24 protein-coding genes and 1 pseudogene are annotated in these 21,152 nt (G+C 66.3%); 5 read left to right on the top strand and 20 right to left on the bottom strand.

Features of this window, described 5'->3' with window-relative positions:
• Positions 1-8: 8 nt before the first annotated feature.
• Both DX905_RS06735 and aroC read left to right on the top strand, forming a co-directional pair.
• Positions 9-445 (top strand): annotated as a pseudogene (locus tag DX905_RS06735) (endonuclease domain-containing protein).
• Positions 442-1,512: a chorismate synthase gene (gene aroC, locus DX905_RS06730; protein WP_116090662.1), complete on the top strand. Its 1,071-nt coding sequence runs from the start codon at positions 442-444 to the stop codon at positions 1,510-1,512. The pseudogene DX905_RS06735 and the gene aroC overlap by 4 nt, the downstream one beginning before the upstream one ends.
• 36 nt (positions 1,513-1,548) lie before the next feature.
• On the opposite strand, the gene spt is transcribed toward aroC, so the two are convergent.
• From spt to DX905_RS06640, 18 genes are all read right to left on the bottom strand, one after another.
• A complete protein-coding gene (spt, locus tag DX905_RS06725) occupies positions 1,549-2,814 on the bottom strand; it encodes a serine palmitoyltransferase (protein ID WP_116090661.1) in 1,266 nt (421 codons plus the stop codon).
• A complete protein-coding gene (locus DX905_RS06720) occupies positions 2,814-3,062 on the bottom strand; it encodes an acyl carrier protein (protein WP_116090660.1) in 249 nt (82 codons plus the stop codon). The genes spt and DX905_RS06720 overlap by 1 nt, the downstream gene beginning before the upstream one ends.
• 74 nt (positions 3,063-3,136) lie before the next feature.
• Entirely contained in the window at positions 3,137-4,042 is a 906-nt protein-coding gene (locus DX905_RS06715) for an NAD-dependent epimerase/dehydratase family protein (RefSeq protein ID WP_116090659.1), read from the bottom strand.
• On the bottom strand, positions 4,042-5,178 hold the full coding sequence (gene proB, locus DX905_RS06710; protein ID WP_116090658.1) for a glutamate 5-kinase: 1,137 nt from the start codon (positions 5,176-5,178) through the stop codon (positions 4,042-4,044). The genes DX905_RS06715 and proB overlap by 1 nt, the downstream gene beginning before the upstream one ends.
• Positions 5,163-6,191, bottom strand: a complete 1,029-nt coding sequence (gene obgE, locus DX905_RS06705; protein ID WP_116090657.1) for a GTPase ObgE — start codon at positions 6,189-6,191, stop codon at positions 5,163-5,165. Before obgE ends, proB begins: the two co-directional genes overlap by 16 nt.
• A 93-nt stretch (positions 6,192-6,284) precedes the next feature.
• On the bottom strand, positions 6,285-6,809 hold the full coding sequence (locus DX905_RS06700) for a GNAT family N-acetyltransferase (RefSeq protein WP_116090656.1): 525 nt from the start codon (positions 6,807-6,809) through the stop codon (positions 6,285-6,287).
• A gap of 165 nt (positions 6,810-6,974) precedes the next feature.
• Positions 6,975-7,241 (bottom strand): 50S ribosomal protein L27, encoded by a 267-nt coding sequence (rpmA, locus tag DX905_RS06695; RefSeq protein ID WP_116090655.1) that lies wholly within the window; start codon positions 7,239-7,241, stop codon positions 6,975-6,977.
• Between the two features lie 17 nt (positions 7,242-7,258).
• On the bottom strand, positions 7,259-7,651 hold the full coding sequence (gene rplU, locus DX905_RS06690) for a 50S ribosomal protein L21 (protein WP_116090654.1): 393 nt from the start codon (positions 7,649-7,651) through the stop codon (positions 7,259-7,261).
• A gap of 113 nt (positions 7,652-7,764) precedes the next feature.
• Entirely contained in the window at positions 7,765-8,136 is a 372-nt protein-coding gene (locus DX905_RS06685) for a hypothetical protein (RefSeq protein ID WP_116090653.1), read from the bottom strand.
• Positions 8,137-8,179: 43 nt separating this feature from the next.
• Positions 8,180-8,560 (bottom strand): hypothetical protein, encoded by a 381-nt coding sequence (locus tag DX905_RS06680; RefSeq protein ID WP_240320753.1) that lies wholly within the window; start codon positions 8,558-8,560, stop codon positions 8,180-8,182.
• A gap of 44 nt (positions 8,561-8,604) precedes the next feature.
• Entirely contained in the window at positions 8,605-9,123 is a 519-nt protein-coding gene (locus tag DX905_RS06675) for a demethoxyubiquinone hydroxylase family protein (protein ID WP_116090651.1), read from the bottom strand.
• Entirely contained in the window at positions 9,120-9,593 is a 474-nt protein-coding gene (locus DX905_RS06670; protein WP_116090650.1) for a disulfide bond formation protein B, read from the bottom strand. The genes DX905_RS06675 and DX905_RS06670 overlap by 4 nt, the downstream gene beginning before the upstream one ends.
• Positions 9,593-10,957, bottom strand: coding sequence for a S41 family peptidase (locus DX905_RS06665; RefSeq protein WP_116090649.1), 1,365 nt, complete (start codon positions 10,955-10,957; stop codon positions 9,593-9,595). The genes DX905_RS06670 and DX905_RS06665 overlap by 1 nt, the downstream gene beginning before the upstream one ends.
• 110 nt (positions 10,958-11,067) lie before the next feature.
• Positions 11,068-11,874 carry a murein hydrolase activator EnvC family protein gene (locus tag DX905_RS06660; protein ID WP_162875498.1) on the bottom strand — a complete coding sequence of 269 codons (807 nt, stop codon included), beginning with the start codon at positions 11,872-11,874 and terminating at the stop codon, positions 11,068-11,070.
• Positions 11,874-12,296: a 23S rRNA (pseudouridine(1915)-N(3))-methyltransferase RlmH gene (locus DX905_RS06655; protein WP_116090647.1), complete on the bottom strand. Its 423-nt coding sequence runs from the start codon at positions 12,294-12,296 to the stop codon at positions 11,874-11,876. The genes DX905_RS06660 and DX905_RS06655 overlap by 1 nt, the downstream gene beginning before the upstream one ends.
• 44 nt (positions 12,297-12,340) lie before the next feature.
• Positions 12,341-12,694: a ribosome silencing factor gene (rsfS, locus tag DX905_RS06650; protein ID WP_240320938.1), complete on the bottom strand. Its 354-nt coding sequence runs from the start codon at positions 12,692-12,694 to the stop codon at positions 12,341-12,343.
• A 77-nt stretch (positions 12,695-12,771) separates the two neighbouring features.
• The gene (locus tag DX905_RS06645; protein ID WP_205412202.1) at positions 12,772-13,437 is read right to left on the bottom strand and encodes a nicotinate-nucleotide adenylyltransferase; all 666 of its coding nucleotides are present in this window, start codon (positions 13,435-13,437) and stop codon (positions 12,772-12,774) included.
• Positions 13,401-14,669: a glutamate-5-semialdehyde dehydrogenase gene (locus DX905_RS06640; protein ID WP_116090645.1), complete on the bottom strand. Its 1,269-nt coding sequence runs from the start codon at positions 14,667-14,669 to the stop codon at positions 13,401-13,403. Before DX905_RS06640 ends, DX905_RS06645 begins: the two co-directional genes overlap by 37 nt.
• An 80-nt stretch (positions 14,670-14,749) precedes the next feature.
• On the opposite strand from DX905_RS06640, the gene DX905_RS06635 reads away from it, so the two are divergent.
• Together DX905_RS06635 and DX905_RS06630 are read left to right on the top strand one after the other, a co-directional pair.
• Positions 14,750-15,841 (top strand): DUF3667 domain-containing protein, encoded by a 1,092-nt coding sequence (locus tag DX905_RS06635; RefSeq protein WP_240320752.1) that lies wholly within the window; start codon positions 14,750-14,752, stop codon positions 15,839-15,841.
• Between the two features lie 62 nt (positions 15,842-15,903).
• Positions 15,904-17,856, top strand: coding sequence for a hybrid sensor histidine kinase/response regulator (locus tag DX905_RS06630; protein WP_116090644.1), 1,953 nt, complete (start codon positions 15,904-15,906; stop codon positions 17,854-17,856).
• A 35-nt stretch (positions 17,857-17,891) separates the two neighbouring features.
• On the opposite strand, the gene DX905_RS06625 is transcribed toward DX905_RS06630, so the two are convergent.
• Entirely contained in the window at positions 17,892-18,545 is a 654-nt protein-coding gene (locus DX905_RS06625; RefSeq protein WP_116090643.1) for an energy transducer TonB, read from the bottom strand.
• Positions 18,546-18,680: 135 nt separating this feature from the next.
• Positions 18,681-20,075 (bottom strand): MFS transporter, encoded by a 1,395-nt coding sequence (locus tag DX905_RS06620; protein ID WP_116090642.1) that lies wholly within the window; start codon positions 20,073-20,075, stop codon positions 18,681-18,683.
• Between the two features lie 39 nt (positions 20,076-20,114).
• On the opposite strand from DX905_RS06620, the gene DX905_RS06615 reads away from it, so the two are divergent.
• On the top strand, positions 20,115-21,152 hold the full coding sequence (locus DX905_RS06615; RefSeq protein ID WP_116090641.1) for a YeiH family protein: 1,038 nt from the start codon (positions 20,115-20,117) through the stop codon (positions 21,150-21,152).

Below are 21,152 nucleotides of genomic sequence, written 5' to 3'. Positions count from 1 at the left end.
AGTCTCACATGCCGCAGACCCGCTACAATGAAGGCGATCAATCCGTAGCCCGCGCGCGGCAGCTTCGCCGCAATTCTACGCCCGCCGAGCGAAAGCTGTGGGCCATCTTACGTGGTGCAGCGCTTGACGGCTTCAAGTTCCGCCGCCAGCAGCGTCTGGGGCCGTTCTTCGGCGACTTCGTTTGCCAGTCGGCGAAGCTGGTGATCGAGATAGACGGCGATACGCATGTCGGGCCGATCGCAGAAAGCAGGGATGCTCGCCGGACGGCTTCCTGGAGCATGAGGGGTATCGCGTGGTTCGATTCACCAACGCCGATGTGATGGGCAATCTGGACGGGGTCGTACTCTTTATCCGGGACGTCCTTGCTTCGGGCACACCCTCACCTTCCCACGCGGCGATGCCGCGCGGGCCCCTTCCTCTCCCCCAAGGGGAGAGGAGCGAATGAGCTTCAACACATTCGGGCGCGTGTTCCGCTTCACGACCTGGGGGGAGAGCCATGGCCCTGCGCTTGGCGCGGTGGTGGACGGTTGCCCGCCCGGCCTCGCGCTCAGCGAAGCTGACATCCAGCCGTGGCTCGACAAGCGCCGGCCGGGCACGTCGCGTTTCACCACGCAGCGGCAGGAGCCGGACCAGGTCCGCATCCTCTCGGGTGTGTTCGAGGGCCGGACCACCGGCACGCCGATCAGTTTGATGATCGAGAATGTCGACCAGCGTTCGAAGGATTATTCGGAAGTCGCGCTCGCCTACCGGCCGGGGCATGCCGATTATACCTATGACGCCAAATATGGCTTTCGCGACTATCGCGGCGGCGGTCGGTCCTCCGCGCGCGAGACGGCGGCGCGGGTTGCGGCCGGGGGGGTGGCGCGTGCCGTTATCCCGGAGGTGCGGATCAGGGCCTATGTCGTCGAGCTGGGCGGTGACGCGATCGATCCCGCCGCGTTCGACGCCGATCAGATCGACGCAAACCCCTTCTTCTGTCCGGATGCGGGGGCCGCGCAGCGCTGGGAGGCCATCGTCGACACCGCACGCAAGAATGGCTCGTCGGTGGGCGCGGTAGTGGAATGCGTCGCCGAAGGCGTGCCGGTTGGCTGGGGCGCGCCGCTCTACGCCAAGCTCGACAGTGAATTGGCCGCGGCGATGATGAGCATCAATGCGGTCAAGGGCTTCGAGATCGGCGATGGCTTTGGCGCGGCGCGGTTGAGCGGCGAGGAGGATGCCGACGCGATCCGGCCCGGGCCGGACGGTGCGCCGCAATTCTTGTCGAACCATTCCGGTGGCGTGCTGGGGGGCATTTCGTCCGGGCAGCCGGTAGTGGTGCGGGTGGCGTTCAAGCCGACCTCGTCAATCCTGACCCCGGTCGAGACGATCGACCGCAATGGCGAGGCGACCGAGATCCGCACGAAAGGCCGCCACGATCCGTGCGTCGGCATTCGCGGTGCGCCGGTGGTGGAAGCGATGATGGCGCTGGTGCTGGCGGATCAGAAGCTGCTGCACCGCGCGCAGAACGGCTAGCCAGCGCCGCGCAAGCTGCCGCCTGAATTTACTCGATCAGGCGATACATCCCACGGCACGGCCAGCCGCGGCGAAGATGTCGAGGATCTGGCCGACCTGTTCGTCCGAATGGTCAGCGCAGAGCGAGCAGCGCAGCAAATAGGTGCCGGCGGGTGTCGCCGGCGGCCGCGCCAGGTTCACATAGACGCCGCCTTCCAGCAAAGCCTGCCACAGGCTGACCGCGCGCTCCTGATCCGGCAGCATCACCGCGATGATCGCCGATTGCGCGGTCTCGGTCGCGATCGAATAGCCCAGATCGCGCAGCCCCTGATGCAGTCGCCTGGAATTCTTCCACAGGTGCGCGCGCTTGTCGCCGGCATGCATCAATTTGCGGATCGAGGTGGCGGCGGTCGCCACCACCGATGGCGGCAGCGAGGCGGTAAAGATGTAAGGGCGGCACACCAGGCGCAGCACTTCGAAATCTGGATGGTTGGAAACGCAGAAGCCGCCGACCGTGCCGACCGACTTGGAGAAGGTGCCGACGACGAAATCGATATCCGCCTCGACGCCCATTTCCTCATACACGCCGCGGCCATTGGCGCCGAAGAAACCCATGCCGTGCGCTTCGTCGCACAGGATCATGGCGCCATGTTTCTTCGCGACGGCGACCATCTCCGGCAGCGGCGCGACATCGCCGAACATCGAATAGACGCCTTCGAGTACGACCAGCTTACCCGCTTCCTTGGGGAGGCGGCCGAGCCGCTTGTCGAGATCATCGACGCTGTTGTGGCGGAAGCGCACGATCTCGGCATTGCCGAGCCAGCAGCCGTCGTAGATCGACGCGTGGCTGTCGGCATCGAGGATGATGTAATCGCCCTTGCCGGCCAGCGTGGAAATGACGCCGAGATTGGCCTGATAACCGGTCGAAAAGACGATCGCCGATTTCATCCCGTAAAATTCCCTGAGCGCGTCTTCGCACTCGCGGTGGCCCTGATAGGTGCCGTTGAGTACGCGGCTGCCGGTCGTACCGGCGCCAAACTCGTCGAGCGCCTTCTTGCCGGCCGCCACGACGTCGGGATCGAACGTCATGCCCATATAATTATAGGTGCCGAGCAGGATCGTGTCCTTGCCCTGGATCACCGCCAGCGTCGGTGATTTGACGTCGGTCATCACGATCGAGAAGGGATCGCGCACGCCGGTGGCGAGCAGCGCTTCACGCTCGTTGATCAGCGGCTTGAACTTGCTCAGCAAATCGTGCGGGCCGTGGGGGCTCGGCAGATCGGCCAGGCTTACATCTTCGGGGGTGTCGATCGCATCGGTCATCAGCTGGGCTTCTTGAGCTTGGCGATGGTGGCAACGAGCTGGCCGATCGTCTCGATATCGGCCTGCATGTTCATCGTGATGAGGATATCGAACTCATCTTCGACCGCGGCGACGAAATCCATCACCGTCAGGCTGTCCCATTCCAGGTCGCCGGCAAAGGTGGTGGCGTCGGTCAGGTCGACGCCCTTCTTGTTGAAAGGCTCGATCTGCTCGGCAACGCGCTCGAAGATTTCGTCATGCTCGGTCATGGGCCGCCTTTACGGAAGGATGCGCAGGCTTGCCAAGCGATTGCGGCATGAAGGCGGCGTTTCTGCGCCGAGGTCTAGAGCCAGCCCTCGGCGCGGTACCAGCGCGCCGTCTCCCTCAGCCCTTCCTCGGTGGGGATCTGGGCATGCCACAAGTCCGTCGGCGGGTGCGAGTGGGGTGCGGCCGTCCAGTCGGGATGGCAGTAATAGGTGATGCGATCGCGGGTCAGCATCGCCTTGCTGCCCCGGACCAGCCGGTCAATCCCGACGCCGATCGGCAGCAGTGCCTTGGGAATAGGCAGCGGCAGCACGGCGTTGCCGACCGCGCGCCCGACCGCACGAGCCATTTCGACCGTAGACCAGCCGCCGCTCCGTCCATCGTCGGGCTCATACGTCCGGCAAAAGCTTTTTTCGTTTTCGAGACAGGCCAGGATCAAGCGGCACAAATCCCGTACGTGGATCAGCGAAAGGCGGCCGCCGGCTGGTGGCAGCGGCATCAACCGGCGCTTGGCAAGGCGGAACAGGTCGAGGATGACACGGTCGCGCGGTCCATAAACCGCCGGCGGACGAATGATCGTCCAGTCGTTCCCGGCCGCGATCACCGGCTCTTCCGATTCATATTTCGAGCGCCCGTAGACCGAAAGCTGCGGCTCGCGCGCGGCGAGCGAGGAAATGTGAATGAAGCGCCGTATCCCCGCACCCGCGGCAGCGGTCAGCATCGCCTCGGTTCCAAGGACATTACCGTTGTGAAATTCCCTGGGGCTGCCGTTGATGACGCCGGCAATGTGGATGATCGCGTCACAGCCGTCGCACAGGCGGGCGAGGCTGTCGGGGCGGTCGAGCGCGCCTTCGACCCAGGTCAGGCCGACCTGCGGCGGCTGGGGGCGGCGCGTTAGCGCCTTGATCGGATACCCGGCGGCGAGCGCTTGCTCGATCAGGTGCGAGCCGACGAAGCCGGTGCCGCCCGTGATCGCCAGCCGCATCAGAGCAGCACCAGATGGTCGCGGTGCACCAACGCCGCGCGCGGCGCGTAGCCGAGCAGGGCCGCATGTGCGTCGCGGCGATGGCCGGCGATGCGGGCGGCATCGGCTGCGTCATATTCGCTCAGGCCGCGTGCTACTCTGGTCCCCGCCGGGTCGCTGATTTCGATGACGTCGCCGCGGGCAAATCCCCCCGTGACCCGGGTGGCGCCGGCGGCGAGCAGGCTGGATCCCTGTTTGAGTGCGGCGACGGCGCCGGCGTCGATCGTGATGATGCCATGGGCGGTGAGCCGTCCGGCGAGCCACGCCTTGCGCGCCGATGCACCGCCGCGGCTCAAGAACACCGTGCCGCGCCCGCCGGCGGCGAAGGCGGCAAGGGGGCGCTCGACCTTGCCGGAGATAATCGCGAGATGGGCGCCGCCAGCCTGGGCGATGCGGGCCGCTTCCAATTTGGATACCATTCCGCCCGAACCCATGCCCGAATCGGAGCCGCCGTCCGCCATCGCGCGGATGTCATCGTCGACTTCGTCCACCTCCGCGATCAGGGTCGCACTGGCGTCGCGCGCCGGATTGGCGGTGTAGAGCCCGTCGACGTCGGACAGCAGGATCACGCCGCTCGCACCCGCCGCCTGGGCGATACGCGCTGCCAACCGGTCATTGTCGCCGAAACGTATCTCTTCGGTCGCGACCGAATCATTTTCGTTGATCACCGGTACCACGCCCAACGCGAGCAGCCGGTCCAGCGTCGCGGCCGCGTTGAGATAGCGGCGCCGATCCTCCAGATCCCCCAGCGTTACCAGCATCTGGGCCGCGGTCAGCCCCTCCGCCCCCAGTAATTCGGCCCAGGCGTGGCTGAGGCCGATCTGGCCGGTCGCGGCCGCCGCCTGAGCATCCTCGAGACTCGCGCGCCCGCCTTTCGTCAGCCCCAGTCGTCGCGCGCCGAGCGCGATCGCACCTGACGACACGATCGCGATCTGCTGGCCCGCGCGCTGGCGCTCTGCGATGTCGGACACAACCCCCGCCAGCCAATCCCGACGGATCGTGCCGGCTGCATCGACGAGCAGGGACGATCCGATCTTGACGATCAGCCGCGGGCAGGTGGCCGGCGCGAAGCGGTCGGCGCCTAGATTGGCGACCATTCTTCCGCTTCCTCGGCCTTGGGCGTGATCGGCCCAAGCTCGGCGACGATGCGGTCGAGCGCCGCCTCGACACCCTCACCACTCGCGCCCGACAGCAGCAGCGGCTCTTCGCCGGACGCCTTGGCCAGCTTCTTGGCCAGCTTGGTGACGTCCTTGGCGTCCAGCGCGTCGATCTTGTTGAGCGCCAATATCTCGGGTTTGTCGGCCAATCCCGCGCCATAGGCATCAAGCTCGCCGCGGACGACGCGCCAGGCTTTGACCGGGTCGTCGCCGGTCGCGTCGACCAGGTGCAGCAGCACGCGGCAGCGTTCGATATGGCCGAGGAAGCGGTCGCCAATGCCCGCACCCTCTGCCGCGCCCTCGATCAGGCCGGGAATGTCGGCGATGACGAATTCGCGGCCGTGCCGGCTGGCGACGCCGAGCTGGGGGTGGATCGTGGTGAAGGGATAAGCGCCGACCTTGGCGCCGGCGTTACTGACCGCGTTGATGAACGTCGACTTACCGGCGTTGGGCAGGCCGACGAGCCCCGCGTCCGCGAGCAATTTCAGCCGCAGCCACACGTACATTTCCTCGCCTGGCCAGCCTGGGCCGTGCTGGCGCGGCGCGCGATTGGTGGAGGTTTTGTAGCTGGCATTGCCGCGCCCACCGTCGCCGCCCCGAAGAAACACGATGCGCTGGCCGGCCTCGGTGAAGTCGGCGAGCACCTGCTCCTTGTCGTCCGATAATATCTGGGTGCCCACCGGAACCTTGATCACCAGGTCGTCGCCCCCCCGGCCGGTCCGGTCGGTGCCTGCGCCCGGCGTGCCGCGCTGCGCCCGGAAGTGCTGCGTGTAGCGGAAGTCGATCAGCGTATTGAGGCCAGGGACCGCTTCGAAGATGATGTCCCCGCCCTTGCCGCCATTGCCGCCATTGGGGCCGCCATATTCCATATACTTCTCGCGCCGGAACGACACGGCGCCGGGCCCGCCGCTTCCCGAGCGGATGAAGATCTTGGCCTGATCCAGAAAATGCATGGCTGCCGCCTACTCCAAGGCGGGCGAAATGCGAAGCGCCTGAGGGCTTTGAGGTGATGTTCCCCGGCAAGTGCCGGGGAATTGCTCACGGCTTCAGGCGGCGAGCGCCTGACGCGACTGCTCGCAGTCGCGCGCGAACAGGCGCAACTCCATTGGCGTGCGGCGGCAATGGCTGGCGGCCCATATTGTCTTGCCGGTCGGGCTGAAGCCGAGCTTGCGCAATACCTTGCCTGAGGCCGGATTGTCGGTGGCGTGGCTTGAGGCCAGGCGCGGGAGGCGCAGGCTGGCGTCGGCCAGCGCGATCACCGCACGGCCGGCTTCGGTCGCATAACCCTTGCCCCAATGATCGTGGGCGATCCAATAGCCGAGTTCGGGAATATCGCCATGGATGCCGATCCCGCCGATCGGCTCGGGCCGATCGCGCAGGCAGATCAGGAAGCGCGGCCGCCGCGGTTCGTAGGGAAGGGCCAGGAATCGTTCGGCATCGCCCAGTGCGTAGGGCCACGGCACGCGCGTCAAGTTGCGCACGATCCGCTCATCGCCGATCGTGCGGGCGAGGGCCGGCGCGTCCTCGGGCCAGCCGGGCCGCAGCAGCAGGCGTTCGGTGATCGCGAACATGAGTATCGTCTCCTGTCGTTCGCCTTGCCGCGGAAGCATGACGCGCCCGCGACACTGACATCAGGGAGACACGAAAAAGGGAGGCGGGGCGACCCGTCTCCCTGACGATCCAGCGTGCCGGATCTTCGGGTCGCCCTGTGGACGACCCGTTTTCACGTTCGTCCGTTATTCTGCCGCTTCGGCGGTAATCACGCTTACGTACGAGCGGCCAAGCTTGCCGGTGTGGAAGGCCACACGGCCCTCGGTGAGTGCAAACAAGGTGTGATCCTTGCCAATGCCCACGCCATTGCCCGGATAGACCTTGGTCCCACGCTGGCGGATGATGATGTTGCCACCGATCACGGATTCGCCACCGAATTTCTTGACGCCCAGGCGGCGGCCAGCCGAATCGCGACCGTTGCGCGAAGAGCCGCCTGCTTTCTTATGTGCCATTGCTCTCTAGCTCCTGCTTACGCTTCGGCGGCCGCTGGCGCGGCTTCCGGAGCGGTCGTCTGCTTGGCCGGGGCCTTCTTCGCCGCAGCCTTCTTTTCGCCCGATGCCTTCTGATCGCCGATCGCGGTGATCCTCAGCACGGTATGATATTGGCGGTGGCCGTTGCGCCGACGATAATTGTGCCGGCGGCGCTTCTTGAAGATGATGATCTTGTCGCCGCGGCCCTGGGCCAGGATCTCGGCGGAAACCGTCAGCCCCTCGACCGAACGCAGCTCGGAGCCTTCGCCCGCGAGCAGAACGTCGCCCAGGGTGATCGCCGCACCGGCGTCCCCATCCATCTTCTCGACGACAATCTTGTCTCCGGCGGCGACGCGATATTGCTTGCCGCCTGTGCGCACGATAGCGAACATGGCTCTCTCTTACTCTAGATTCCGGATCGTGAGCCATCCCAGGAGGGGCCCGCGAAAGCGCGCCAGCTATGCGGTTTGGCTGTGGCTGTCAAGGTTTGCGCGCAACGGAAGGCTCAACGGCGGTTCTGTTCGAGGAACTTGCGGAAGCAACCAGTCTGCCCGTTCGAGCCGATCGGCGAGCAACTGTCGGGCAGGCCCTCGCGGCTGATATATTCCAGTACTCGCGCGGTGCCGGCCCAGCTGCCGTCACGCGCCGCATTATATTGGCGCCCGCGGAACTGCTTGGGAATGCGATAGCGATCGCCCTCCGGCTGGCGCGCGCACACCACGACCTCGTCCTCAGTGCTGCGTGGGCAAGGGTCGTTGCCGAAAATCACGAGCGTCGCGATGCGCGTCGGTGGCTCGGATGCAGGCGCGGGTGCAGGCCGGGCAGCAAGCGGTGCGCCGAGGAGGGCAAGCAGGGCGAAGGGGGCGGCGTGCTTCATTACCCATGAATCCGGCGCGCGCGATGAGCCCGCCATGAACAATTCACTTCGGAAGCGGCGATTCGGCGATCGCGGCGGCATCCTGGTTCTTTTCCGCGCGCGCCGCACGCATCTGCTGGCCCCAGCAGCCGGTCCAGCCGCCCGCGCCGGTATTGGTGCAGCTGCCGGTGCCGGCGGCCCCGACATTGGCGACCGAGGCCGCGCGCTGCGACCAAGGCTGATCCTGCGGCGCAAGCAAGCCGGAACGTAGCGATTGCGGGATGCGATAGCGCTCGCTCTCCGGCGCGCGCACGCAGATCGTGCCCTCCGGGCAAGGATCGCTGCCATAGACGACCAGCGCCTTGTCATTCTGCTGGGCAAAGGCGGGCGCCGCCATCAGCCCGACGAGGATCGCGGCCCCGGGGAGCAACATCTGCTTGATCATGGCCATTCTCCTCAAACTCTTCGCCAAACGCGCGAGGCGTCCGATCATATCCGTTCGGACAGCCGGATCGCGATACGACAGCCCATCCGGATCGTGCCCGACAGCAAGGGATAGGCCGGCGCGCGCTCGGCGCCTGCCGCCAATGCGGTCTCGCGATGTTCGACTTCCTCGGCCTGAAATTCGGTAATGATCGCGCTCAGCTCGGGATCGTCGTCGCCGAGTTGCTCCAGCTGCGCGCCATAATGAAGATCGATCTCCGTTTCGACCGCGGCGGTGCAGGCCATTGCCGCCTCCGGCCCGATCAGAGCAGTAGCGGCGCCGAGCGCGAAGCCGGCGACATTCCAGAAGGGCTCCAGCAGGGTCGGCCGCACGCGCCGCTCTGCCATCAGCGCGTCGAGTCGGGTGCGGTGGCGCTCTTCCTGGGCGGCCATGCGCGTGATGGCGCGCGCCGTCGGATGGCGCGCGCCCATCACCGCTAGCTGGCCGGCATAGATGCGGGTCGCACCATATTCCCCGGCCTGGTCGACGCGCACCATCGCCGCGCGCTCGTCGGCGCTGCTCATATTGTCCTCGGCCGTGCCAGCGCCAGCACCAGCACCGCGAGCCCGCCCGCAATCGAAAACAGCGCGTTCCAGCCCGCCAGGCTGATGTGGAACAAGGTCCACTGCGGTACGTCGCAGCGGATCAGCGGCTGGGCCAGGATCGAGCGCAGCAGGTCCGCACCGCTGCCATGGGCGAAGCCGGTGCAATGGTCGGGGCCTTTCCACCAGCCATATTCGGCGCCGGCGTGAAACACGCCGATGCCGCCGCTGGTGAGGATCAGCAGGCCTGCCAGGATCGTCAGCGGCAGGCTTAAGGCCGTCCGCCACAACAGGATCGCCAGCAGCGCCGCTGCGATCGCACCATAATGCGGCCAGCGCTGCCACATGCACATCTCGCACGGGCTGAGCCCGCCCAGATATTGCGAACCAAGCGCCCCCGCCATCAGCGCGAGCGGCACCAGTAAGGCCAATGTGCGGGCGGGCGCCAGCATCAGCGCTTGCCGCGCGGCTTGGCTGCCGGGGCCGCGGCGTTCATCGCCACCTGCACCGCCGGACTGCCGAGTCGCGCGATCGTCTTGATGGCGTAATCCAGCTGGAAGTCGTCGACCCCAGCCTTCTTGAGGCTCTCCGCCGTCGCGGTGAAGCGCGGATCTGGCGCCGTGTCGCTTTCCAGCACACTATTGTCGACCTTGGCCTGGTTGAGCAGGTGGCGGCGCAAATCCGCCTCTCGCAGCCTTGGGCGCGCCTTGTAATCGGGGTCGGAAAGCTGCGGCACGGTCACGTCAGGCTCGACGCCGCCTTCCTGCACCGAACGCCCCGACGGCGTGTAATAACGCGCGGTCGTGAGCCGCAGCGCGGTATCGTCGGTCAGCGGCAGCAAAGTCTGCACCGAGCCCTTGCCGAAGCTGCGCTCGCCCATCACGATGGCACGGCGTTGATCCTGCAGCGCGGCGGCGACGATCTCGGCGGCAGAGGCCGATCCCGCATCAACCAGCACGACGATCGGCAGGCCGTGGGCCATATCGCCACGCACCTTCGATTCGGCGAAATAACGATCGATGTCGCCCTTTTCGCGCCCACGTTGCGAGACGATCTCGCCATGGTCGAGGAAGATATCGGACACTTCAATCGCCTGGTCGAGCAGCCCGCCGGGATTGTTGCGCAGATCGATGACGTAGCCGAGCGTTTTGCCGCCGGTCTGCTTGTCGATCTCCGCGATCGCCTTTTCCACGCCCGGGCCGGTCGGCTTGGAGAAGCCGTTGATGTTGATGATGCCAACATTGTTGACGACCTTCGACTTGACCAGCTGGATCGAGATGATCTCGCGCGTCAGCGTCACGTCGAACGGCTTGTCGCGGCCGGGCCGGACGATCGTCAGGCGGATCTTGGTGCCGGGCGTGCCCCGCATCTTGTCGACCGAGGCATCGAGCGAATCGCCGAAGATCAGATTGCCGTCTAGGTTGGTGATATAGTCGCCGGGCTTGATGCCGGCGCGATATGCCGGCGTGTCCTCGCTCGCGGCGACCACCTTTACCGCGCCTTCGTCCATCTGCACGGTCAGGCCAAGGCCGCCATAGCTTCCCTCGGTGGTGGACTGCATGTTCTTATAGTCGCGCGCATCCATGTAGGAGCTGTGCGGGTCGAGGCTGGCGAGCATGCCGTCGATCGCGCCCTTGATCAGCGCCTTGTCGTCGACCTTGTCGACGTAATCCGCCTTCACCCGCTCGAACACGGCCATGAACTGGTCGAGTTCCTTATAATCGTCGGCGTCGCTGGCCGCAGGGGCCGCAACCAGGGAGGACAGGATAAGGGCCGCGGCTGCAATGCCGCCGCCGCGGATCAGGATCTTACGCATCGTGACTGGAATCTTTCATCGCTTCCCGTCGTTGTAGCCGCTTCGCGCGGCCCGTGAAACCGGCTTGCAGCAGTGTGCCTGTACCCAGGCTTGCTGACGGTGGGTTGCTTCTACTGCAGCACCATGGCGGTGACGTCGACCGGACGCCCATTGTGGCGCAGTTCGATCGTCAGGCGCGGCGCGCTTTTCGCCATGTGGCCGAGCGGTGCCCCCCCTTCGACCAGCTCGCCGCCGCCTGCGGTCACCAGCTCCAGTCCGGCCAGCAAGGTCGTCCAGCCATGGCCATGGTCGAGGATGACGATATCGCCATAGCCGCGGAACGGCCCCGCATAGGCAACATGTGCCCGTGCCGGCGCCGCGACGCCCGCGCCCGGCGCGGTCGCGATCGTCAGACCGGGGGCTCGAACGCCGATAGCGGAACGCTCGCCCATACCCACCACCACCGTGCCGGGGGCCGGCAGGCGGTAGGCCGCCTCGCGCCGAGCCGCCGGTGCCGGCGGCAGCGACGGCCCGGGGAGTGCGGCCAGACGGGCGGTGAGGGCGGCATTTTGTAAAGGGGTGGCGCTATATTTCGCGTCCAACAGCGCTGCCAGCGCCTGCTCCGCTTCCGCACGCAAGGCGGCAGTGACGAGCAGATTGCGGCGCAGGGAGGCGGTCCGCCGGCGGATTTCGGGTGCCAAGGCCGCGATCAGCGCGCGCGTGCGGACCATCTCTTCGATCGCCTGCGGTCGGGCGAGCACCAGCGCGGCCGGGCGCAAGGCGAGCCGCTGGGCGCTCGCAAGCAGGGCCGCGAGCGGCGCCTGTTCCGCCGCCAGCTTGGCCTCCTGCATGCGCGCGGCACGATCAAGCGCGGCAAGCCGCTCCTCGGCCGCGGATTGCGAGGGGAGCGCCGTGGCGAGGATGAAGGCGACCAGCATCAGCCTTCGCGATGATAAGGATGGCCGGCGAGGATGCTGGCGGCGCGCCATAATTGCTCGGCGAGCATGGCGCGTGCCATCATGTGCGGCCACGTCATCGCGCCGAAATTGATCAGCAGGTCGGCCTCGGCGCGCGCGGCATCGTCGAAACCGTCCGCCGCGCCGATCAGAAAGCGCGTTTCCCGCACGCCGCCGTCGCGCCAGCGGCCGAGCTGCTCGGCGAAGGCGATCGAGCCCAGGCTCTTGCCTTTTTCATCGAGGATGATGGTTCGGGTGCCCGGCGCTACCGGCGGGAGCTTGCCGCCGCGATCGGGCAGTTCGGTTACCTTGGTCGGCCAGGCGACACGCGCGAGGTAACGTTCGACCAGTTCCGCCTCGGGGCTGCGCCCGATGCGGCCGCGCGCAACGATGTGCAACAGCACGCTTGGTCAGGTGCCGTGCTGGTTCAGCGCGGCTGAACCAAAGATCAATTGGCGACAGCCTCTGGGGCAGGGCGGGGCGCTTCTCCGAACGACCACATGCGTTCCAGATTGTAGAAGCTGCGCACTTCCGGCCGGAACAGGTGAACGATGACGTCGCCGGCGTCAATCAGCACCCAGTCGGCGGTCGGCATGCCCTCGACGCGCGGGGATCGGCCGGTAAGCGCCTTGATCTTCTCGACCAGCTTGGCGGCCATCGAGCTCACCTGGCGGCTGGAGCGGCCGGATGCCACCACCATATGGTCGGCGATCGACGATTTGCCGGCGAGCGGGATGGATACCGTCTCCACCGCCTGATCGTCGTCGAGCGACGACAAGACCAGCTTGTGGAGCGCGTCGATACTGTCGCTCGGATCGGCCGGATTACTCGCTGCCGGATCGGCAGTGGTACGCGAAGCGGTGACGGGCAAGGAACCTCCTAAGATAGCGGACGGCGCGACACGCGGTCGCGCAGGCCATGGGTTTTATGGGATGAAGACCAGTCGGGCCGAAGGGCGCGCACCCGCGTCGCGGAAGAAGGATCGGGGCGGAAGCGCAGCAGCACGAGCGCCGGCGGACTCCACAGCGTCCAGTTTTTCAAATGGCCTGAGCGCCGGACGAAACGCCTGAGCCAGCCCATTGCCGGAGCGTTTTGGGCAAGCCCATCATACCCCGGACGGGCGATCACCGCAATCGGCATCGTGCGCGCGATCTTCCGCCAGTCGCGCCACAGGTGGAATTGGGCGAGATTGTCCGCCCCCATCAGCCATATGAAACGCCGATGCGGATAACGCCGAACCAACGCCCGCAATGTGTCCGCCGTGTAACGCGTGCCCAGCCGCGCCTCAATCGCGGTCGGCACAATCCGTGTGCCGCGCGCCATGCGATTGGCGGACGCAAGCCGCACGGCCAGCGGTGCCATGTCGCCCTTGCCCTCCTTCAGCGGATTGCCGGGCGAGACCAGCCACCACAGCTGATCCAAGCCTAACGCGTCGATCGCCTGCAGGCTGATGCGGCGATGGCCGGAATGGGCGGGGTTGAACGATCCGCCGAGGAGGCCGGTGGGGATCAAGGGCGCGTCTGGCCCGTGCCCCTGACCAGCCATTTGTAGGTGGTAAGTCCTTCGAGCGCGACGGGACCGCGGGCGTGCAGGCGTCCGGTGGCGATGCCGATCTCGGCACCGAGGCCGAACTCGCCGCCGTCGGCGAACTGGGTCGACGCATTCCAGGCAACGATGGCGCTGTCGACCTCGTTGAGGAAGCGTTCCGCAGTGGCCTGATCCTCGGTGACGATCGCGTCGGTGTGATGCGATCCATGCGCGGCGATATGGGCCATCGCGCCTTCCACGCCGTCGACGAAGGTCGCCGACAAGATCGCGTCGAGATATTCGGTGTCCCAATCCTCGGCGGTCGCGGGCACGGCGCGCGGCTCGATCGCGCATATCTCATCCGTACCGCGCAGCTCGCAGCCCGAATCGGCGATGGTCGCCAGGATGGGGGCGGCGTCGGGGAAGGCGCGGTCGATCAGCAAGGTCTCGGCCGCGCCGCAAATGCCGGTGCGGCGCATCTTGGCATTGAGCGCGATCGTGCGCGCCATCTCCGGATCGGCCGCGCCATCGATATAGAGGTGGACGATGCCATCAAGGTGGGCGAGCACCGGCACCTTGGCCTCGGCCTGAACGCGCGCGACCAGGCTCTTGCCGCCGCGAGGCACGATGATGTCGATCAGCCCGGCCGCGCCGAGCATGGCGCCGACGGCGGCGCGGTCGGACACCGGCACCAGCTGGATCGCATCCTCGGGCAGGCCGGCGGCGGCGAGGCCCTGCTGGAGCGCGGCATGGATGGCATGGTTGCTTGCACGCGCTTCGCTGCCACCGCGCAGGATCGCGGCATTGCCCGCCATCATCGCCAGGCCGCCGGCGTCGGCGGTGACGTTGGGGCGGCTCTCATAGATGATGCCGACCACGCCGAGCGGCACACGCACGCGCGTCAGGACCAGCCCGTTGGGGCGTTCGGTGCGGTCGATTTCCTGCCCGACCGGATCAGGCAATTTCGCGACGGCTTCCAGCCCGGTGGCAACGCCCTCGATCCGCTCCGGCGTCAGCTTGAGCCGGTCGAGCATCGCGGCCGACAGGCCATTGGCGGCACCGCGCGCCATATCCTCGCCATTGGCGGTCAGAATCGCGGCCTCGCTCGCGCGCATCGCTTGCGCGGCTGCCATCAGCGCGGCGGCCTTGGCCGCGGTCGGCGCCAGCGCCAGCATTGCAGAGGCGGCGCGCGCGCGGCGGCCCATCTCGGCGATGAGCGCGGTGGGGTCGATCGGAGCGGCCTCGGTCATGGCGCTCTCATAGCAAAAATCGCGTTGGCGTCGAGCAGCAGCCTCTCGACGCATCGCTTTGGCTGCGCAACAAGGGTCCTATGAGCGACGCAGGGGATGGCATCGGGACGCTGGCAACGGGCGCGCTGTGGGCGCGTACCTTCGGCGGCGGCAAGGCAGACGCGCAGGCTGCGCATGACGAGGGTGGCCGATGCGCCAATTGCGGGACCGAACGGATCGGCCCCTATTGCCATGCCTGTGGACAGATGGGCCATGTCCACAAGAATTTGCGGGCTTTGGCCCACGATATCGCCCACGGCGTGTTCCACTTCGAGGGCAAGGTCTGGCACACGCTTCCCTTGCTGGCCTGGCATCCGGGACAACTGACGCGGCGCTACGTCGACGGAGAGCGCGCCAAGTTCGTATCGCCCATGGCGCTGTTCCTGTTCTCCGTGTTTCTGATGTTCGCCATCGTCTCAAATCTGTCTGGACATCGCCATCCCGGCGTCACCGGCACCACGGCCCACGGCAATAGCATCACAACTGTCGGCAAAGTCGATCCGGCGGTAAAGCTGAAGGCGGATCGGGCGCGGCTTGCGGCTCTTGAGAAAGCGCGGGCGAGCGCCTCGACCAATGAAGCACGCGAGGCAATCAAGGAACAGATTGGCGAGTTGAAGGATGAGATCCGCGCGTTGGATGTTGCCACCACATTCATTGGCGCGGACAAGGATTCGGGTCCGCGCGTAGTCCATCTCGATACCGGCTGGTCGTGGTTCGACGACAGCGTCCGGGGCATGTCCGAAAATCCCGCGCTTACGATCTACAAGATGAAAACCTACGGCTATAAATATAGCTGGGCTCTCATTCCGATCTCGCTGCCCTTCATCTGGCTGCTGTTCGCCTTCCGGCGCGATGTCGGCCTTTACGATCACGCCATCTTCTCGATCTATTCGCTCAGCTTCATGTCGCTGGGGGTCGTGGCCCTGACATTGTTTAGCCGGCTGGGCCTGCCGGCGGCGTTGGTTTCGCTGGCGGCGATGTTAGTGCCGCCCATCCACATGTACCGCCAGCTTAAAGGGACTTATTCGCTTGGCCGCTTCGGTGCGGCATGGCGGACGGCGGCATTGCTGATCATCACCACCATCACGTCGTCCTTGTTCATCGCCTTCCTGTTCTGGATGGGCAGCGAATAGCAGGTTTGGGACGGTCGGTTGTCGCTGGCGCTCAACCGATCCGACGGCTACGGCCGGGAACCATGAGCAGTCCGCCGGGCAGACAGGATCAGGTAATCGGATTTGGCGGGGATCGCCGGTTCGAATTGCTGGTGAATGCCGTCACGGATTACGCCATCTACCTGCTCGACATCAACGGCTACGTTGCAAGCTGGAATCGCGGTGCCCAGCGCTTCAAGGGCTATACTGCCGACGAGATCATCGGACAGCATTTCAGCGTCTTTTACACGCCGGAGGACCGCGCCACCGGCCTGCCCGCAACCGCGCTGCGCACGGCCGCCGAGGAAGGCAAGTTCGAGCAGGAAGGCTGGCGGGTCCGCAAGGATGGAACGCGTTTCTGGACCAGCGTCGTCATCGATCCGGTCCTCGATGTGGATGGTCAGCTGATCGGCTACGCCAAGATCACGCGCGACATCACCGACAAGCGCGAAGCAGCGTTGGCATTGCGTCAGAGCGAGCAGCGCTTTCGCATGCTCGTGCAGGGCGTGCGCGATTACGCAATTTACATGCTCGATCCTGAAGGACTTGTGAGCAACTGGAATGCGGGCGCCTCGCTCATAAAGGGCTATACGGCGGACGAAGTCGTCGGCACGCATTTTTCCCGTTTCTACACCGAGGAGGATCGTGCCGCCGGCGAGCCCGCGCGCGCGCTCCAGACCGCGCTCACCAAGGGCAAATATGAAACGGAATCTTGGCGCCTGCGCAAGGACGGCACGCGCTTTCGCGCCAGCGTGCTGATCGATCCGATCTACAATGACGATGGCTCGCTGGTCGGTTTCGCCAAGGTCACGCGGGACCTGACCGAACGCTGGAAGGCGCAGCAAGAGGTGCAGGCGACGCGCGAGGCGCTCGCCCAGGCCCAGAAGATGGAAGCGGTCGGCCGACTCACCGGCGGCGTCGCACATGATTTCAACAATCTGTTGACCGTGATCCGGGCGTCGGCCGATCTGCTCGCCCGTCCCGATCTGGGCGAGGAGAAGCGGCAGCGCTACATCCAGGCGATCTCCGAGACAGCCGAGCGTGCGGCCCAGCTCACGGGTCAATTGCTTGCCTTTGCACGGCGCCAGCCGCTCAAGCCCGAGAAATTCGAGATTGCCGGGCGCTTGCACGGCATGGGCCAGATCATTCGCACCACGCTCGGCTCGCCGGTCGCGGTCGAATATGTGGTCGAAACCGACGTGGGCGCAGTCGATGCCGATCCGAACCAGTTCGAGACCGCGATCCTCAACATGGTGATCAACGCACGCGATGCGATGCCGACAGGCGGGACGCTGCGCATCGGTGCCAAGCAGGTCGATGCGGTCCCGGCGTTGCGCCGCCACGCCGCCGTGCGAGGTTCCTTCGTCGCGGTGTGGGTCGAGGATAATGGCACCGGGATCGACGAAGACACGCTGTCACGCATCTTCGAGCCCTTCTTCACCACTAAGGAAATCAATAAGGGCACGGGACTTGGGCTGAGCCAGGTCTACGGCTTTGCCAAGCAATCGGGCGGCGATATCGCCGTCGAAAGTACCGTTGGGCAAGGCAGTCGCTTCACGCTCTATCTGCCGCGGTGCGATGGCTTCGAACAGGCGACTAACATGGTTACGGCGGCGCCGGAGGTGGCTGCGGTCCGCCGCTCCGTCTTGCTGGTCGAGGATAATGAGGCGGTCGGCGGTTTCGCGCGCAGTCTGTTGGAAGAGCTGGGGCAGCAGGTGACCTGGGCCACCGGCGGCGAGGAGGCGCTGCGCATCCTGGACGAGCGCCGCGGCGCATTCGACCTAGTCTTTTCGGACGTGGTCATGCCGGGCATCAACGGTATCGACATGGCGCAGGAGGTGCGCCGTCGCTGGCCCGACCTCCCGGTCGTGCTCACCAGCGGCTACAGCCATGTCCTGGCCGAAGAGGGAAGCCACGGGTTCGACCTGCTGCAAAAGCCTTATACGGTCGACGGGCTGCTGGGCGTGCTGCACGGCAAGGTGCCGGAAATGAAATAAGCCCCCGGTACCGCGGCACCGGGAGCAAGTTAAGTTCAGTCGCTCGGGATCTGCCAGCGGAAGCGATCGACGTGGCGTGCTGCGATCACATTGCCGTCGGCGTCGAGCGCGGGCGTGAAGTGCGCGCGCCGGGCGTAGAGCCGGCACGTTGCCTCGTCGAGCAACGGGCTACCGCTCGACTTCGTGACCTCGCAGGCGCGGACGCGGCCATCGGGACCGACCAGAGCGGCAATCACGACCGTGCCGGTGATGCCCTGGCGCAGCGCGGCGCTGGGATAATCGTCCGTGGTGATCCAGCGCAGCCGGTCGCCGCCGGGAATTGCGTCATGCGCCAGGCTTGGCTTGGGCGGTTCCGCGACGATCGTCGTCCCGCCGCCACTCGGGCCGCTGAAATCCAAAGTCGGGACCGTCTGGACGATGGTTTCTTGGGGAGGCAGCGCTTCCACCTGATCAACCGGGGGGAGGATCGTCGGCTGGGTCGCCGTCCTCGTCTTTTGAACTGTCAGCTCATGTGGCGGCGGTGGGGGCGGATCGTCCGGCAATATCTCCCCGACCGTGACGATCGGGATATGCGGAATGACCCGGAAGGCCAGCCCGCTGATCAGGGCGTAGCCGATCGCGAGATGAACGCCGATGACAGCCGCCATCGGGATGGTGCTGCTGCGCTTGGTCTGGTCGGTGTAAGACATGGCACGCACTCCTCTCGGGAGGGCCGCCGCGGATGGAAGTGTCCGTCTAACGGCACTCGCTGCACCGGAAAGTCTGCTCGTGATGATATATTGTCAAGTGTCACCGTAGGGAGGCGGCGGGCGGAAGAGGGGGCGTTAGCCGGGCCGATCGAGCCGGGCGGGTAATGTCAGGAAGGCAACGACCCCCGCGGCCGCTGCAAGCGCGGCGCCGATCAGCGCCGCTCCATGGAAAGCCGTAATCAAGTCTGTCCCCGATCGGGCGATCACAGCGCCGGCGAGGGCCGTCGCGATCAAGCCGCCGGTGCGTGCGATCGCGCTGTTGAAGCCCGATGCCGTGCCGGTATGGGCCTCGTCCACGGACGACAGGACTGCGGTCGTCAGAGGCGCGACGGCGCCTGCTAGCCCAAGCGCGAGCACCGCCATCCCCGGCAGCACGCTCGTCCAATAGCTGGCCTGCGGCTCGACCCGAACGAGTAACGCAAAGCCCGCGCCGGCGACGATCGGGCCGATCGTTAGCGGCCAGCGCGGCCCGATCTTCTCGGCGACATGTCCCATCAGGCGCGAGCCGAAGCCGATCCCGACCGAAAAGGGCAATAAGGCCGCACCCGCCTGCAGGGGCGAATAACCGCCACCGACGATCAGCACGTAAGGCAGGAGCAGGATCAGCCCGCCAAGTGCTGCATAGAGCAGGAAGGTGAGCAAGGTCAGGCCGCCGAATGCCGCTGAACCGAACAGGCCGAGCGGCATCATCGCGCGCTCGCCGCGGCGATGTTCGACCAGGACGAACAGGCCGAGCGCGGCCAGCCCACCGCCCAGTCCGGCCCACGCGCCGCCGCTCATCACATGCGCGCTTGACCACATCGTCAGGCTCCAGGTCAGCGCGAACAAAGCGATCGTCGCCAGTCCGGCGCCCGTCCAGTCCAGTGGTTGCTTGCCCTCGCCGCTCTCCTCGACCGCTGCCAGCGCTATGGCGATGGCGGCGGCCGCCACCGGCACGTTGAGCAGGAAAATGGGGCGCCAGCCGATCGTCCCGACCAGCCATCCGCCGAGCGATGGCCCGAGCGCGCCCGCGATCGCTCCAGCGGCCGCCCACGTGCCGATCGCCCGGCCCTTGGCGGCACCGCGAAAGCTGTTACCGAGGATGGCGAGGCTGTTGGGAAGGAGGATGGCGGCACCGATCCCCTGCACCGCGCGCGCCGCCAGCAGGACGTCCAGGCCGGGCGCCAAGGCGCAGCCGATAGAGGCGAGCGTGAAAAGGAGGATGCCGGTGACCAGCAGGCGGCGCCGTCCGAAATGGTCGCCTGCAGCACCGCCCATCAGCAATAAGGCGGACAAGGGCAGCATGTAGGCGTTGACGGTCCATTGCAGCCCGGCGGCGTCGCTCTGCAGGCTTCGTCCGATCGCCGGCAGAGCGACGTTGACGACCGATCCGTCGATGAAGGCCAGGCTCGAGGCGAGGATGGTCGCCGCCAATGTCCAATTGGGATGCGTGAGCACCAGAAGCGGGCTTTTCGGGCGATGCGCGGCCATCCAATTCCCTTCATTGCCCAATCGGCGCTACCATGGCGCATGGTCCTCTACAGCACCACCCTGCCTGCCGCCGCCGACCTTTATGGGGACATTGAGCCCCCGCCGCGTGTCGGCTGGCACGATTACCTGCCCGGCCTGCTGGTCGCCAGTCTGGCATCGCTCGCATCGGCCTATCTGGCCGAACATTACGGTGCGCCCCTGACGCTGATGGCCTTGCTGGTGGGACTTGCGCTCAACTTCCTGAGCGGGGACGCGCGGCTGCTGCCGGGCCTCGCCTTCGCCTCGCGCACCCTGCTGCGGATCGGGATCGTTCTGGTCGGCGCGCGGATCACATTGGGGCAGATTGCGGGTCTAGGTTGGGTCGCCCTGATCGCGATTCTCGCGATCGTCGCAGTGACGATGGGGACGGGCGTGCTGGCTTCGCGTCGCCTGGGCTACGGTGCGGCCTTCGGCATGTTGGCGGGTGGGGCGGTCGCGATCTGCGGCGCGTCCGCCGCGCTGGCGCTGGCCACCGTGCTCGGCGAACGGCGCGTCACGCAGGGGCAATTAGCTTTGGTGTTGGTCGGCATATCGGCGATGAGCGCCGCGGCGATGGTCGGCTATCCGATCCTGTGTCACCTGCTCGGCTTCGATGACCGCCAGGCGGGGTTCGTGCTCGGCGCGGCAATCCACGATGTCGCGCAATCGCTCGGCGCGGGCTACGCATATTCGCCCGGCGCGGGCGACCATGCTGCGATCGTCAAGCTGACGCGCGTCGCGCTGCTGGCGCCGACACTGGCGGTGACAGGCTGTTTCTTTCAAAGCGAGGGCGCGCACCGTAGCGCCTTGCGCATACCCTGGTTCGTGATTGGCTTCTTCCTGTTCGCAGCGATCAACTCGACCGGGGTGGTCCCGGCACCGGTGGGCGCGGGCGCGACTACGCTGGCAACCGCTTCGCTGGTCTGCGCCGTCACCGCGACCGGGATCCGTTCGCCAATGCAAACCTTGCTCAAAAGTGGGCCGAGGCCATTGCTGATTATCGTTGCCGCAAGCGCGCTGGCGCTGGCGCTGGCCTGCGCCGTGGCGGCTTATCTCTAG

The sequence above is a fragment of the Sphingomonas crusticola genome (assembly GCF_003391115.1).
Classification (GTDB): domain Bacteria; phylum Pseudomonadota; class Alphaproteobacteria; order Sphingomonadales; family Sphingomonadaceae; genus Sphingomonas_I; species Sphingomonas_I crusticola.
The sequence above is the reverse complement of the archived record's forward strand: the minus strand, read 5'-3'. Positions and strand labels throughout refer to the sequence as shown.

What these genes read in the sequence shown, in the direction of transcription:
- DX905_RS06670 (WP_116090650.1), bottom strand. Translation starts at nt 9,593, where the DNA reads ATGCTGGCGCCCGCCCGCACATTGGCCTTACTGGTGCCGCTCGCGCTG.
- DX905_RS06620 (WP_116090642.1), bottom strand. Translation starts at nt 20,075, where the DNA reads ATGGCCGCGCATCGCCCGAAAAGCCCGCTTCTGGTGCTCACGCATCCC.
- DX905_RS06720 (WP_116090660.1), bottom strand. Translation starts at nt 3,062, where the DNA reads ATGACCGAGCATGACGAAATCTTCGAGCGCGTTGCCGAGCAGATCGAG.
- DX905_RS06665 (WP_116090649.1), bottom strand. Translation starts at nt 10,957, where the DNA reads ATGCGTAAGATCCTGATCCGCGGCGGCGGCATTGCAGCCGCGGCCCTT.
- DX905_RS06685 (WP_116090653.1), bottom strand. Translation starts at nt 8,136, where the DNA reads ATGAAGCACGCCGCCCCCTTCGCCCTGCTTGCCCTCCTCGGCGCACCG.
- DX905_RS06715 (WP_116090659.1), bottom strand. Translation starts at nt 4,042, where the DNA reads ATGCGGCTGGCGATCACGGGCGGCACCGGCTTCGTCGGCTCGCACCTG.
- spt (WP_116090661.1), bottom strand. Translation starts at nt 2,814, where the DNA reads ATGACCGATGCGATCGACACCCCCGAAGATGTAAGCCTGGCCGATCTG.
- proB (WP_116090658.1), bottom strand. Translation starts at nt 5,178, where the DNA reads ATGGTCGCCAATCTAGGCGCCGACCGCTTCGCGCCGGCCACCTGCCCG.
- aroC (WP_116090662.1), top strand. Translation starts at nt 442, where the DNA reads ATGAGCTTCAACACATTCGGGCGCGTGTTCCGCTTCACGACCTGGGGG.
- DX905_RS06615 (WP_116090641.1), top strand. Translation starts at nt 20,115, where the DNA reads ATGGTCCTCTACAGCACCACCCTGCCTGCCGCCGCCGACCTTTATGGG.
- DX905_RS06630 (WP_116090644.1), top strand. Translation starts at nt 15,904, where the DNA reads ATGAGCAGTCCGCCGGGCAGACAGGATCAGGTAATCGGATTTGGCGGG.
- DX905_RS06675 (WP_116090651.1), bottom strand. Translation starts at nt 9,123, where the DNA reads ATGAGCAGCGCCGACGAGCGCGCGGCGATGGTGCGCGTCGACCAGGCC.
- DX905_RS06640 (WP_116090645.1), bottom strand. Translation starts at nt 14,669, where the DNA reads ATGACCGAGGCCGCTCCGATCGACCCCACCGCGCTCATCGCCGAGATG.
- DX905_RS06700 (WP_116090656.1), bottom strand. Translation starts at nt 6,809, where the DNA reads ATGTTCGCGATCACCGAACGCCTGCTGCTGCGGCCCGGCTGGCCCGAG.
- rpmA (WP_116090655.1), bottom strand. Translation starts at nt 7,241, where the DNA reads ATGGCACATAAGAAAGCAGGCGGCTCTTCGCGCAACGGTCGCGATTCG.
- rplU (WP_116090654.1), bottom strand. Translation starts at nt 7,651, where the DNA reads ATGTTCGCTATCGTGCGCACAGGCGGCAAGCAATATCGCGTCGCCGCC.
- DX905_RS06635 (WP_240320752.1), top strand. Translation starts at nt 14,750, where the DNA reads ATGAGCGACGCAGGGGATGGCATCGGGACGCTGGCAACGGGCGCGCTG.
- DX905_RS06660 (WP_162875498.1), bottom strand. Translation starts at nt 11,874, where the DNA reads ATGCTGGTCGCCTTCATCCTCGCCACGGCGCTCCCCTCGCAATCCGCG.
- obgE (WP_116090657.1), bottom strand. Translation starts at nt 6,191, where the DNA reads ATGCATTTTCTGGATCAGGCCAAGATCTTCATCCGCTCGGGAAGCGGC.
- DX905_RS06625 (WP_116090643.1), bottom strand. Translation starts at nt 18,545, where the DNA reads ATGTCTTACACCGACCAGACCAAGCGCAGCAGCACCATCCCGATGGCG.
- DX905_RS06680 (WP_240320753.1), bottom strand. Translation starts at nt 8,560, where the DNA reads ATGATCAAGCAGATGTTGCTCCCCGGGGCCGCGATCCTCGTCGGGCTG.
- DX905_RS06645 (WP_205412202.1), bottom strand. Translation starts at nt 13,437, where the DNA reads ATGGCTGGTCAGGGGCACGGGCCAGACGCGCCCTTGATCCCCACCGGC.